General features: G+C 40.9%; 13 protein-coding genes. 3 read left to right on the top strand and 10 right to left on the bottom strand.

Annotated features, from left to right (window positions below; translation table 11 throughout):
- Window positions 1-61 precede the first annotated feature (61 nt).
- Window positions 62-4,753, top strand: a complete 4,692-nt coding sequence (gene avs4 / locus HMPREF9944_RS01865; protein WP_008564061.1) for an AVAST type 4 anti-phage nuclease Avs4 — start codon at window positions 62-64, stop codon at window positions 4,751-4,753.
- A 316-nt stretch (window positions 4,754-5,069) separates the two neighbouring features.
- On the opposite strand, the gene HMPREF9944_RS01860 is transcribed toward avs4, so the two are convergent.
- The 10 genes from HMPREF9944_RS01860 to HMPREF9944_RS13270 form a co-directional block, all read right to left on the bottom strand.
- Entirely contained in the window at window positions 5,070-5,300 is a 231-nt protein-coding gene (locus tag HMPREF9944_RS01860; protein WP_044113168.1) for a hypothetical protein, read from the bottom strand.
- 4 nt (window positions 5,301-5,304) lie between these two features.
- On the bottom strand, window positions 5,305-5,559 hold the full coding sequence (locus HMPREF9944_RS01855) for a hypothetical protein (protein ID WP_005847781.1): 255 nt from the start codon (window positions 5,557-5,559) through the stop codon (window positions 5,305-5,307).
- 27 nt (window positions 5,560-5,586) lie between these two features.
- Window positions 5,587-6,861: a PcfJ domain-containing protein gene (locus HMPREF9944_RS01850; protein ID WP_008564054.1), complete on the bottom strand. Its 1,275-nt coding sequence runs from the start codon at window positions 6,859-6,861 to the stop codon at window positions 5,587-5,589.
- A 17-nt stretch (window positions 6,862-6,878) separates the two neighbouring features.
- Window positions 6,879-7,409: an antirestriction protein ArdA gene (locus HMPREF9944_RS01845; protein WP_008564052.1), complete on the bottom strand. Its 531-nt coding sequence runs from the start codon at window positions 7,407-7,409 to the stop codon at window positions 6,879-6,881.
- Window positions 7,410-7,430: 21 nt separating this feature from the next.
- Window positions 7,431-7,847 (bottom strand): PcfK-like family protein, encoded by a 417-nt coding sequence (locus HMPREF9944_RS01840; protein ID WP_008564050.1) that lies wholly within the window; start codon window positions 7,845-7,847, stop codon window positions 7,431-7,433.
- Between the two features lie 17 nt (window positions 7,848-7,864).
- Entirely contained in the window at window positions 7,865-8,455 is a 591-nt protein-coding gene (locus HMPREF9944_RS01835; protein WP_008564048.1) for a hypothetical protein, read from the bottom strand.
- Window positions 8,452-8,748, bottom strand: a complete 297-nt coding sequence (locus HMPREF9944_RS01830) for a hypothetical protein (protein ID WP_008564046.1) — start codon at window positions 8,746-8,748, stop codon at window positions 8,452-8,454. The genes HMPREF9944_RS01835 and HMPREF9944_RS01830 overlap by 4 nt, the downstream gene beginning before the upstream one ends.
- Window positions 8,749-8,759: 11 nt before the next feature.
- The gene (locus tag HMPREF9944_RS01825; RefSeq protein WP_004341687.1) at window positions 8,760-8,978 is read right to left on the bottom strand and encodes a hypothetical protein; all 219 of its coding nucleotides are present in this window, start codon (window positions 8,976-8,978) and stop codon (window positions 8,760-8,762) included.
- A gap of 12 nt (window positions 8,979-8,990) precedes the next feature.
- Window positions 8,991-9,200, bottom strand: coding sequence for a hypothetical protein (locus tag HMPREF9944_RS01820; protein ID WP_019189062.1), 210 nt, complete (start codon window positions 9,198-9,200; stop codon window positions 8,991-8,993).
- Window positions 9,201-9,370: 170 nt separating this feature from the next.
- Window positions 9,371-9,592 (bottom strand): hypothetical protein, encoded by a 222-nt coding sequence (locus tag HMPREF9944_RS13270; protein WP_244861093.1) that lies wholly within the window; start codon window positions 9,590-9,592, stop codon window positions 9,371-9,373.
- A 515-nt stretch (window positions 9,593-10,107) separates the two neighbouring features.
- On the opposite strand from HMPREF9944_RS13270, the gene HMPREF9944_RS01810 reads away from it, so the two are divergent.
- On the top strand, window positions 10,108-12,513 hold the full coding sequence (locus HMPREF9944_RS01810) for a TonB-dependent receptor (RefSeq protein ID WP_406674614.1): 2,406 nt from the start codon (window positions 10,108-10,110) through the stop codon (window positions 12,511-12,513).
- Between the two features lie 29 nt (window positions 12,514-12,542).
- Window positions 12,543-13,970 carry a hypothetical protein gene (locus HMPREF9944_RS01805; RefSeq protein WP_008564041.1) on the top strand — a complete coding sequence of 476 codons (1,428 nt, stop codon included), beginning with the start codon at window positions 12,543-12,545 and terminating at the stop codon, window positions 13,968-13,970.
- The last annotated feature ends 26 nt before the right edge of the window (window positions 13,971-13,996 follow it).

The raw sequence follows: 13,996 nt of genomic DNA, 5'->3' as shown, positions 1-13,996 counted from the left end.
GTAAGTGTAGCGGAGATACATTTACTTAGAATATTAACATCAAATAGAATAAATTCAAGAAATGAATTGGAAAATTTTTGGAGTAAAATACGACAAACAAGAAACGTGGGCATTTGAACAAATGTCTTATTTGCTTTTTTGTGCAGAGTTCAACAATCGTGTTGGACTTTTCCGATATAAGAACCAAACAGGAATTGAGACAGAACCAATCGAAAAAGACGGAAAATTTTATGGTTTTCAATCTAAATACTACACTACATTAATCGCTGACAATAAAGAAGACATTATTGATTCAATTAAAAAAGCTAAATCCCAAAACAAGCAACTAGACGAATTATATCTTTACATCAACCAAGAACTTTCCGAAAGCACTACTAAAAGCAAAAAGAAACCGCAATATCAATTAGACATTGAGAAAGCCGCTAAGACAGCAGGAATAAGTATTCAATGGCGAGTCCCAAGTAATTTTGAATTACAATTATCTTTGCCTGAAAATAAATACATACATGACGTTTTTTTCAGTCTTGACCCAAACGAAGGAAATTTACTTGATGAGATTTATAAACACAACGAGAATATTTTACAAGCAATCCAGACAGAAATAACATTCGGAGACAAACAAATTAAAATTGACCGAAGTTCTGTTGTTGAATCAATAGCAAATGCTTCTCAAAAGAAAAAAAACATAATTATTTCGGGTGAAGGTGGCTGCGGTAAAACCGCAATTTTCAAAGAGTTTTATAACTCTTGCTTTAAGAAAATACCAATTTGTGTTTTTAAGGCAAATGAACTTAATGTAAATCACATTAACGACATATTTCACATAGACCACAAATTTACATTTGCACAGTTTCTCAATGCCTACAAGGACGAACCACTTAAAATATTTGTAATTGATTCCGCAGAAAAACTTGCAGAGATTTCTAGCAACGATATTCTTACTACGTTAATTCAAAAGTTAAAAGAGAATGCTTGGAATATCATCTTTACAACACGCTACGCTTATCTTAACGATTTAACTTTTTTGATAAAAGAGAATTATCAGTTGCCGTTTGACGTAAATGATGTTTCTCTGATTGGTACTGAGGAATTAAAATCAATAGCAGACGAATTCAAATTCCCACTTCCCGACAATCAAAAATTCGTAGAGCGACTTAGAAACTTGTTTTACCTAAGAGAATATGTTCAACAATATTCCAACATTGACAAACAAGGAAACTACAAAGAATTTATTGACTTGCTTTGGAAAAAGCGAATACAAAATACCGTTCAAAAAGACAACCTGCACCTTGAACGAGAAAAATGTATTATCAGCATTGCCAAACAAAGGTGTGAAACAGGACGGTTCTATATCAATGCTGATAGTTTACCACAATCAGCATTGTTTCAATTAAAGCAAGATGAAATACTTGGCTATGATGATACTCATTGCGGATATTTTATTACTCACGATATTTATGAAGAATGGACATTGAATAAAATTGTTTCCCGAAGTTTTTCAAACACATCAACCACAAAAGAGTTTCTTGACGACTTAGGGAATTCTTTACCCATTCGCAGAGCATTTAGGTTATGGCTATCAGACCATTTATCAGAAAACAGTAAGGAAATAGAAATTTTCATTCAAAGTGCTTTTACAAGCACTGATGTTATTCAATTTTGGAAAGACGAAATTTTAGTTTCCGTTTTACTCTCAGATTATTCAGAAACATTCTTTAAATTTTTTGAGAAAGAAATCATTGCAGATGATTTTGAAATACTAAAACGAATTTTGTTCCTGCTAAGAATCGCCTGTACTGATATTTCTGCAATTCAAAATATTGAAATTATAAAACCTAAAGGTAAAGGTTGGGAAGAAGTAATTGCCCTTATTTACAAACATAAAACTGACTTTTTCGACAACAACCTAAAACTTGTTTTACCTGTTTTAACTGATTGGTGCGCATTCAATAAAAAAGGAGTAACAACAAGATACACAGGTTTATTAGCATTAAGCGTAATTCAAAAAACTGAAACCGAAGAAAATTTCTTCATACACGATGTTGCGGAAGAAAAATTTTTGAAAGTGGTTTTTAATTCAGCCAATGAACTAAAAACCGAACTAAAAGAAATATTTGACAAAGTAGTTTCTAATACATGGACAGAACACAGAGCCCCCTACGAAGGACTTTGCTCTAAAATTTTAGAGAAGCCCTACATAGCAATTGAATTAATTAAAACACTTCCATTATCTGTTATTCAATTATGTGATTTATTTTGGCAAAAACAGCCGAAAAAGCAAGACGGATTTGGATATGAAAGAGATACAATGGAAAGTCGTTATGGCTTAGCGGGCAAACACGAATTGAATTATTTCCCCTCAAGTGCTAATCAAACGCCAATAAAATGGTTATTGCAAATAGAATTCTGCAAAACACTTGATTTTATCATAGATTTTACAAATAGGGCTGTTGAATCTTATAGTAAATCCGACTATGGACAACAAGACGTTAAAAAAATCACATTACACGTAAGCGAAACGAAAGTAACACAGTATTTGAGTGACGCAATTTGGAGTATGTATCGTGGAGGAGGAAGTCCCTCTGTTCCCCACGTATTAGAGTCAATGCATATGGCATTAGAAAAAATTCTTTTAGAATTTTCTCTAATCTCAAAGTCCGAAATAATTCAGAATATACTTCTTAAAATTCTCATTCAATCAAAATCAGCTTCACTTACTTCTGTTGTTTGTAGTGTTGTGCTTGCGAATCCTGATAAGTTCTATGATGTTGCTTTGATTTTATTCAAAACAATTGAATTATTTCACATAGACACGATTAGGTGTTCAGGCGAATTTCATACTAAATCGCTGTATGGTATAGGATATGGAATGGATAAAATAAAAGACATTTTATACACAGATGAAAGATTGAAAACTTGTGAAGATAAACATAGAAACTCAAATTTAGAATCATTGTTTCTGAATTATCAACTTTTTGGTGTCAAAGGATTTAACGAAGAGCAGAATACTGAATACATCGGTAAATTATACGACATTATTGACCAATATAAATCAAATACTTCAACAAGTAAATCCTTTGGAATATTGTTGGCTAGAATGGATAGACGTAATTTAATACCAAAAGTATCACAGCATGACGACAACCATTTACGAATAGAATTTACGCCTAAAGAACTTTCTGACGAACATAAAAAGGAAAGCGAAGAAGCGTTAAATCAATATCAAGAACTTCTTAAATACTCTTCGCTAAGAATGTGGGCTGATTTTTTGATTGGTGCGAGAAATCAAACTAAAAGCGCAAAGCAAGAGGAATATGACAACAATCCTCTTTTAGCTTTATCAGAAACAAAGCAACTTGTTGAAGAACTGAAAGCAGGACGAAACGGAATAGGTATGCTTGATTATTCTATACCTGCGTTTTCGTGTTCTAAATTATTACTTGAACACAAAGACAAATTATCAAAAGAAGATAAGGTTTTTTGTAAAGAAATTATTCTTTCTTCCCTGTCGAATCTTTTCACCGATAATTATGATTATCAAATAAGTGATGGCGTTGAAGCCTCTATTCATGCAATTCCATCATTAATAAAAGAATACCCTGATGAAATAGAAAGCTATGTTTCTATAATGGTTTTAACTCTTTTCGATGAAACATCTCTTGGTGCTTACAAAAGAATATGTGATTACGTTATTGAATCTATTCATAATTCAAAATTATGGGAGCAAAATTCAAAAGTTGCACAGGCAATTCTGTTCGGATATGTAAAACTCAAACCCATATACAAAACCATTGTTGCTGAAAAAAGAAAAGAAATTGGTTGGGGACGAATTTCTAAAAAATCCATTTTCGAAGAATTAGAGAAAAGAAATTCTGATTTCACTTTTGAAAATTCATCATTAGACATAAACAACATTACTTCACTTGATATTCATTCTTTGGAAATAGTTCTTCAGTTAATACCATCTGACACGAAAGATATAATTCACTTAGAAATTTATGCAAAATCGTTGCCCTTATTAGCTTCACAGTTATTAAAAGACAGAAGAAGTTACAAAGATGATTCAGGAGACGATTCTAACATTTACTTATTACGCTTGCATATTTTCAAGAATTTTGCTTATTTCATTTTACATAGAGAGAAAAATGAAATTGATGCGTTTCTAAAACCATTTGTTGATTCATTTTCTTCAACCGAAGAAACAGCTTCATTTATTGGAGAATTAGTAAGTGCAGAGGATTATCTAAACAAGTATGAACAATTTTGGCATATTTGGGACAATCTATATCCAAAAATAAAAGAACTATGTGCAAATCCATGTGGCTATCATTTAAAAGAAATCATAATAAATTATTTTTTCGCATGGCGTTGGTGGCGTGAAGGAATTGAAGATTGGCATAGTTTAAAAGAGGGAAATTTATCCCTTTATGCAAATGCTTCAAAAGATATAGGAAACATTCCTGCTGTATTGTATTCTGTTGTCAAAGTTTTAAATTCAATCGGGACAAACTTTAAAGACGAAGGTATTGATTGGATTCATGCAATTGTGTCAAACAACAAATTGTTACATCATGACGACTTAGAATCAAACACTTTATATTATTTGGAAAAGTTTTTAAGAAAGTTCGTTTTCATCAACAGACAAAAAATAAAAGAAGAAATTAGATTGAAAAATAAAATTATTCCGATTCTTGATTTCATGATTGAACGAGGTTCTATGCATGGATATTTATTAAGAGAAAGTATTTTATGAAAACCATAACAACATGAAAACACCTGCTTCCAACAAGCATATAGGCATAAGTAGTGCTGTAGGCTCGTGGAAGCAGCGGTGAAAACTTGCAAGTATCTTGCTTGTACAAACTACAGTTAACTATCCCTTGCACTAATATGTCGATCGATATGAAAATAAGTTGAAAATGATTTGGATTTGTCTTAGAATTCTTTTGAGCCGTCTCAACTCACTGTCAAAAGTAACGAGGTGTTTTTCATTGGGGTTTCTTTGCTCCTTTCTTTGTCCGCCCGATGCTCACGAAAGAAAGGAGCGGTCGGCAAATCTGCCGACCGCTTTACTCCGTCAGTTTTTCTTGAACAGTTATCCGTCCCGTCCTTACATCGGGGTGAGTGGAGAAAGCCCAATTGATTTCCTCATCGGGCAGGGTGCTGTGAATGTTCCCACCCATTACCAATCCGCAATTCTGAATGACCTTTTGCCGGGCTTCCTCCCTGCTTTCGGCAACTACCTCAAACACCCCCTCGAAAATGTACTGCGTCCGTACTCTGTAAACTTTCTTCTTCATATTCTCAAAATTCAACCTTTAATAATCTGTGTTCCTTTGGCTCTCCATTGGATAACCTGCGGTGGGTAAGCCAAAAATGGTGTGCGCCATAGCCGTATGCAAAGAACTTGTCAAGTTCCGTTTCTTCGGCTATCCGATTGACGGCTGCCCTCAATTCCTTCTCGTTGGTGGATAGGGTAATGGCATTGATTATCCTTATAAGGATATGGGGTATCTCATCCGCCCAGTTGCATACGATGCTTTCTATTTCTGCTTTCATATTCTGTGATGTTTTGGTAATTGTTTCTTATGCTGTCGCCCTCATTCTCTGCCTTATCAATTTGCGGTTGGCATTGACAAGGCTCACGATTTGGTCGTGATATTCCGTATTCTTATTGCACACGCCACGACTTTGTACCACTTTGAGCGTGTCCAGATTGACCTCAATCGTTTCTATCCGTTTGCCCTCAATGGTAGCCGAAAGGATAAGTGAGTTCTCTTTGAGATAGTAGGCATTGTCGAATACGCAATGATGCATTGCCACACCCTCTTCCAAATGTTCCCGCACGCTCTCCAAGACGTGGACTTGGATTGTGCCGTCCGTGAATGAGATACCGAAGAACTTGGATTTGAGTTCGTGGAAACGTCTCTCGTCCTCCATCGCCTTTTTGCGTTTCTTCGCCTTCTCTTCTTTTTCCCTTTGTCTGCGGAGTTCGTGTTGTCTTAGGTCGTGTTCCCGATATAGGTCAGTGGGGCAAACATACTTCGGGCTGTGAATGTCCTTGCCCAATCTGCGGAGCATATCCACATAGTCGCACCATATCGAAATGTCCTCTATTTCATAGCCGTTGCGAGTGGCTACCTTATAGGACTGCCAACAAGCGTCAAATGTCCTTGAATTGTTGAGGAAGTATTTCAGATGCTCGGATTGGCCTGCTTTCAGCAAAGTTTCCGCACGGCTGTCGGACAATATGGAGGGAATAAGGATTGTCGGGGCTATGCCGTGTAAATCATCTTTGAAACCATTCCTGCGGTGTGTGTCCGTAACCTTGAACTTGGGATATATCTGTGAGTACGATATATGGCGGTAGGCTTCGTTATCATTGCGGATTGCCATTGGCGAACAGAAAGAAAAGGTATCAATGTATCTTCCCAATGTCCGTCGAACGGCAACAATCGTCTTTCTTCCTTGTGCGTTCCACCAATACTGACCTATTTCAATGGTGTGATGTTCTGCCCTGCAACCTTTCTCCATTTCAGAGGAAAGAAGAAACATTCTCAATACTTGGTACTCTCCGCACGTGGTTAGAATGGTGAAATATTGCTTCTGCCTTATCTTACGCTCAAAGGTTTCCTTGACCTGCAACTTCGCTCCGCAATGGGGGCAGGTGCAAGTTTCGGCAGATTGTTCCATCACCCAACTATGCCCACAATCCATACACGTTGTGCGACCTTTGGGCAGTCGATAGGCGAAGTGGTCTATACACTCACGGAATGCCCATTTGCTCTGTGTCTTGGTTATCGGGCGAAGGTGCTTGCTCTCTGCAAGGACTGCCTTCTCAAACTTATTTCTCGGTTTCATTTTCTGTCCTCCTTGTTTTATTCGTTACGAAATACATAGCCGTCCTTATACCAAAAGTCCGTGTCAAAAAGGTCATCGGCATATTTGGAGAAGTCGAAGTAACTCAGTGCAAAATCAGGTAATTCATTCTCCATTTTTGCAAATTCCTCCGCAAAATCCTCCCTGCTTGCATAACTGCCCATATAGGCGGATTGGAAAGACTTTACAAGGCTGTATGCGTCTTGGGTTAGTTTGATGTTGTTTCCGTCCGCCCATACCCAAAATGCTTCTTTCTCTGTGTTGTTCAGTCTGTCCAACTCGTCCCGAAGTTCAAAGAAGTTTTCCTCCAAATGCCCCTCGTCTATCAGACCATCGGGGATTTCCTCCCACGCTTGGAACATATATTCGGGTTCTTCCTCGTCCTCGTGTATCTCGGCACAACGCTCCATAAAGTCGTCCAAATCGTAGAAGTCCGAAAGTTCCACCCATTCGCCCTGCAATGAGCCGTTGTTGTACTTGGCATAAGTGCCTACATAAATCCGTGCTTCGTTCAAATCCTTTGCTTCCATTTTCTTTTGTTGTTTAGAGGGTTAAAACTCGAATAGTGAGGGTTGTGCTATCTGCTGTTCCACCTGCTTCTCCGCTTTTGGTTTCTTGGTGGTCAGTTTGCGGTATTCCTCCGCTTGGTATCGCTCGATAACCTTTTTCCGTGCTTCTGCTTTTTCCTCCTCTGTAAGTTCGATAGTATGGTTTACCACGACTTGACAGTTGATGGACTTGCCCACCTCGATGTTATCCTCATCGTAGTAGTGAACGGCAAGGGAATAGACCTCCTCATCGGACAGACCTGCACACCCCATTTTTTGGACTTCCGTCAAGATGTAGGTAATGCACTCGTCTATGTTCTTATTCTTCTTGCAGAAATTCTCCGCAAAGAGTTCATCGTATGATGCTCTGGTTTCCAAATAGTTTTTGATAACGTCCTTAAAATGTTCTGTACCTTTCATTGTCTTTGTTGTTTTTATCAGTTGAATAATGTTCCGTTGGATAGAAATTCATAATTGTTGGCTTCGCAACTCTCAGCAAAGGCTTCTTCGCTGAGTTGATATTCCATATCGTCCCTGCAAGCCTTGAAAAAGCCGTTTAAGCACTTGTTCATAAGTTCGTAAAGGGTGGTGTTGTCGGGGGCTTTTAGAAAGTCGTATATAGGCTGTAATATCTCATAGTCCATATAATAGCCCGTCAAAACACAATCATTGGTGACGAATATACGGCTCTTGCGCTTTGTCTTGTAATTGTGTCCCCAAATGGTTTTGGGTATATACAAGTCGTTCCAATAGTTATTGACAAGGTATTTCAGAAGTCTAACCCCTTTCAAATTATCTTCTTCCTCGCTGTAATGAGAAGTGAAACGATACCAATAGGAATAATCATCGTATGACCATCTGTCCACCTTGATATTGAATATCTGTTCAAAGGCTTGCAATGTCTTCTCATTTTCGTCTGCCCAACTATAGTCGAAATGTTCCGCCCAATGGCTGTGTGCTTTCGCTTGTGCCTCTCTTGTCAGTTCGTGGAGGTTATATATATCGTATGTTCTTGTTTCCGTTCTCATATTCGTTTGATGTTATCGGGTTTGTTATTGATGATGTCTTCTCCGTTGTCCGCAAAGACCTCGATAGTCGGCTGTCCTCCATTTTCCTCTATGGATAGGTTTTCGGAGGTGTCATACAAGGTTTCTCCGTCTGTGATGATGATTTTCTCATCATCCTCAAAGCAAAGCACGTCCTCACCTTGCCACGACTTGACAAGGGCAACGGCTTCCTCGTAATTCTCGGCTGTTACTTCAAAGTGGGTGCGTTCCCAACAAGTAACCTTTCTGTCTTGGTAAAATCTGAATGCTTCCATTGTTCCTATTTTTAGATGGTTGTCAAAATGATTTCTTGGATATAAATAGGTTCAACTTCTGAAAAGAGATAGAGTATAAACTCCTTTTTGTCTTTCCGATTGAGTTCCTTGTATAGTTCCCCAAAGGCGGATATGTTTCCGTTTAGGTAAACCGATACCATATACTCGAAGATGTTGTCCACTTCGTAGTATCTGCATTGCTGTGCGATTGTCTTGCTTCTTCTTTTCATATATCTGTCTGTTTAAGAAATGAGTACCCAAAGTATTGCCCCGATGATGAGAGCATAAGCCAAGATGTACACTGCGATTGCCAAAGCGATGGTAAGGAGTAGCCGAATGAGGAACTTCCCTGCACATATCCCTGCCAGCCAAAGCCAGACACTTCCGCCCCAAAGGAGAGAGCCTGCGAGTGCAAGAGCCAGCCCAATTGATATTTTGTATCTCAGTTTCATCTTGTCTGATTTTTTGATTTTATGCGGATTCCAGAGGTGAGGAAGTTGAGTTCCCATTTTTCATTTTCTCTATCCTCGTGTTTCCGACATTTTTTTTATGCGTCTTTCCGTCGGGTCGGTCGTTTTCGTTTCAGGGGCTTAAAAAGGTAGGGCTTAGGACAAACAAGGTTTTACGGCGAGAATACTACCTGCAATGAAATGGAAGTGTGGAGATTGTCGTCTAAACGGCTTGCCGCCCCGACCTTTTTTGTCCGTGGAAGCCTGGAACTACCTTTGCCGCTGACAACGAACAACCGATCCCGATGCGAATACATGGAGTCGAATGTGGAGAGGAACACCTGAGAGGACAGAGCGAAAAAATGAAAGGTAGCCTTCACAAGAAAGACTGCCATAATTGTGAGGAATAAGACAAAAAGAATGAAAACTATTGTCTGAACAGACAACTATTAGAAAAGAAAAACGGAGAAAGTTTCGTCTTTCTCCGTAGATAGTATTACCTTTGCAATAGGTTATTCGAGTTATGCAAAGCGTTGTGTGTCATTGCAGAAGATAGGTCGCTAAATCATTACCTGCTGAAAATCATAACTCACAAGGCTGTTCATAGCCAATTACTTAGACCTAAATGATAGATTTTTAGAAGAAAACGATACTACTTTTCGCACAGAACTATAGTATTTATAGGGCACGAAGACGGGAGTGGGGCAGTATCACCCCGCTTATCGGGCGTGCTTCGATTACTTAAATTTAGGTATTGCCTGTTTTATTTGTTCGTTTTAATTTTGCACTTACAAAAAATGATTGTCTGCGAGCATTTGCCGGAAAACAAGAAAAGACAATTCCCGTAGGGCAACCTTGTTAAACAATTTTTATATTCAAACTTATTAGCGAAATGCAGATACCCTGTATTATGTTGGAAAGCGCTGCGTGGTGCAGCCGCCTACAACTCAAAACAGTCATGTTGGCCCTACTGTTCATCGCCGGAATTCCGCCCGGAAAGGCTTCGACAGACGAGTTTCCACAAAACAATCAACAAGCAGAAACGACGCAAGTCGCGTTTATCGTGTTATCTTCGACCACCCGAGAGCCCGTCATCGGCGCTACAGTGCGATGCGACAAAGCCGTCATGGGAGCTGCTACTGACGCGCAAGGCAAGTGCACGTTGCAACTGAAAGGCAGCGCGAAGAGCGTCCGGGTGGAGGTCTCCTACATCGGCTACAAGAAAGTTTCAAAGCAAATCGCCGTTACACCCGACAAACCCGTCGTGATTCTGATGACTGATGATGCCAAGACGCTCGACAACGTGGTCGTTACGGCACAGAAACGGCATACGTCCGTGCTGCAACAAACGGCTACGATTGGTTCAGAAGAATTGGAGAAAGGCGGTGCAAGTTCGCTGGCTAAGATGCTCGAGACCGTTCCCGGCGTGAGTTCCATCAGCACGGGCAACACCATTGCCAAGCCCGTCATACAAGGCATGCACAGTAGTCGCATCCTTTTGATGAATAACGGTGTGAGACTCGAAAGCCAGAGTTGGGGGGCCGACCATGCCCCTGAGCTTGATTATACGGGTTCGAGTATGGTCGAAGTGGTGAAAGGAGCCGAGTGTATCCGCTATGGTTTCGGAGCCATGGGCGGTGTGGTGCTGCTCAATGATGCCCCTTTGCCCTATGGACATCACCACGTCAATGTGAAAGGTAACGTCAATATGGGCTATGACACCAATGCCCGCGGTGGCAGTGGCAGCGGTAGTATCGAGGCTGGCTACAAGCAATTCGGCCTGCGATTGCATGGCATGTACACCAAAGGTGGGGACTATCGCACTGCCGACTATATCCTCAATAACACGGGCTACAATACGATTAGCCTCTCGGGACAGGCCGGTTGGCAAGGCAGAAATCTCACAGTGACTGTTTTTTCGAGTATCTATTATCAGCGTAGTGGCATCTATTATGCCAGCAAGATATCTGATTTGGACCAGCTGCTCAAGCGTTTTGAATACGGCCGACCCGACCCTAAGACGCTCTTCCCGTTCTCCTATCGCATTAAACCACCTTTCCAGCAGTCGCAACACGTGACTTTCAAGGGTGAATTGAAATGGGATATCAGTGCCAATCATCGGCTTGACTTCACACTTTCCTTTCAAGAGAACCTCAGACAAGAGTTCGAGAACCGAAAGAAAACGCAATGGAGTTGGATCCCTGTGCAGGACCTTATCTTGAAAACCTATAAGTTCGATGTGCTCTGGCATGCGAAATGGAAGCTGTGGAATATGACTACCGATGCCGGACTTTCCAATACTTATCAGACCAACTACAACTATCCGGGTACAAAACAGCCCGCTTTTGTTCCGAATTTCGCCGCACTTTCGATGGGAGGTTACTTCCTTCACAAGGCGCAGTTTGGCAAATTGCAATGTGCATTGGGCATGCGTTATGACTTCCGCGTCATGTCGGTCAACGGTTACACGAGTCTCAGCAACTACACCTACTATGATGACTTCAAACTCTACAGCAATTTCACCACAAGTCTTGCCGCCCATTATCAATTGAATGCGAATTGGGACGTGCGGGCTAATATCGGTTGGTCGTGGCGGCCTCCAGATATCAATGAACTCTATGCTATCGGGCTCCAAGACGGCTCCTATTGGGTAGTCGGTAACCGGCATTTGGCCAGTGAACGCGGCTATAAATCGGTCATCGGCGCACGCTATCGCAATGTATGGTTCTCTATTGAGCCGAGTGCTTTCTATCAACGTATCGACAGTTATATCTACGACCATATCGGAACAGGTAAAGACCGCTTCCACAATCACCCCAGTGGGAAATATCCCAAGTTCATCTACGACCAAGATGACGTGAAACTCTATGGCGGAGATATCGAGGCAACGGTTCATCCGATAGCAGAACTCACGTTGGTCGGGAAAGGTGAATGGATGTTTGCACGCAACATTACGCGCCACGACTGGCTTCCTTTCATGCCATCCGATCGTTATGGGCTCTCGGCAACTTATGTTCGTCCCTTGGATACTGCGAAGAAGCATCAGGTTTCGCTTTCGCTTTCGGGCGTGTATGTCACTAAACAGACACGATTCGACCCTGATAAGGACCTCGTCAGTGACTCACCTGAGGCTTATTTCTTGCTGAACGGTACGGCGGATTACACTATTAGACTGCCCCACGGCCGACAATGGAAGGTCATGTTGGTGGGAGAAAACATTCTTAATGCGCTTTATAAGGAGTATACCGACCGCTTTAGATATTATGCACATGAGCGTGGGGCCAACTATTCCATTCGTACCATCTTCAGGTTTTAGTATGTCAACCCTATATAAACGATAATAATATGAGACAATTCTATATGCTTTTCTGCGCAGCATTGCTCTGTGTGGGCTGCAGCAACGACCAAGTAGACGACTTCTTCAAGAAATTTATCAAAGCACCTCCCTCATCCATCGATCGAGATGTGAAAGGACACGATCAAATATATGCCGTTCATGCCATCCTACGTATGGGGTACAAAGGCGGACTGATTGGTGTCGGTCCCAACGGTACTGATTCCGTGGACAGCTACACGATGTATCATGTGGCAGGCGACTCAACCTTGCTTCCCATTATGCAAGAAATAGATATGGCAAAGGACGATGACGGCCAGATGACCATCACGACCGAGCGAGACCATTTCGACGTCATCGCTTCTGATAATATCTATTATGGATTGGAACTGCTCTATTACGATCAGAACGGACTCATCATCAACCACCAGTTTGCAGGCTATCCTTATAAGAAAGACAAAGATGGCGCGAATATTCCCGATGAAGATAATGCGACATTGTTAGTTCATCAGCACTTCTTTGGTGTGGGGAACGGTTCGCTTGATAAGGCTCCTCAATCGGGAAAAGCGGCCGTAAAAGGCATCCAATTGGCCTATCCGCGTTCGCTCCAGACTCCTTCTACCTATTATGATCGCTATACTTTTCGGGAAAAAGGAGGAAGTGTTGAGCCTGCAACTAAATTTTCTGCTTCCAATATCTTTGCTCCTGAGGGCTTTAATTTCGGTAAGAACCAAGTGCCTTATGATGAAGACTTGGCTTGGAAAGCTATTGAAATATCTGGCAAACCTGAGGCTTTGCAGCCCTATATTGCATCGGATGGCAAGAGATATAGACTTTTCCGAGTCATCGATATGATGCGTCTCAATGAACTGACACCCGAAATCTTCACTTATGATTATCGCGATACCGATCCCGTTGAAGAAGAATTAGGTAAGCTTTTTGTTGATTCCTACAATGATGATTTCATAGATCCTGATACCGAAGCACCTCGTCAACGCTATGGGGAAACTGTTGGTTTGTTGCGACAAAACAGAAGTTTGGAATCAAATACACCATATGACCGGTTAGGTTTCAAAGGTATCCTGCAATTTCACAAGGCTGACCTTGCTTTTCAGCTGCAAGTAAGAATCTGCCACATTCTTAATAAGGGGCAACAGCATGCAGGTGAGGCGGAACGTCCAGCAAAATACTGCAACACCAATAATAGTGAGCATGGTTATATGTGGGATTTTAACCAAATACAGCCCGGTTGGGACAGTTTCGACATTGATTATCCGATTTCAATTCGTGTCATCGGCAACACCAATGACGGTCAGGAGAAATGTGTTAACGATGTAAAACGCTTCTATCCCCATGCCGATGCGGCTACTTTGTGGGAGATGCTGAGCCGTCCTGGCGACTATTTTTGGAAATATCGCAGAAATATTGTCGTGATGTAGGTGGAATACGTATGGAGAAACAAGGA

This window comes from Segatella maculosa OT 289, from assembly GCF_000243015.1.
In the GTDB taxonomy this organism is placed as follows: Bacteria; Bacteroidota; Bacteroidia; order Bacteroidales; family Bacteroidaceae; genus Prevotella; species Prevotella maculosa.
The sequence above is the reverse complement of the archived record's forward strand: the minus strand, read 5'-3'. Positions and strand labels throughout refer to the sequence as shown.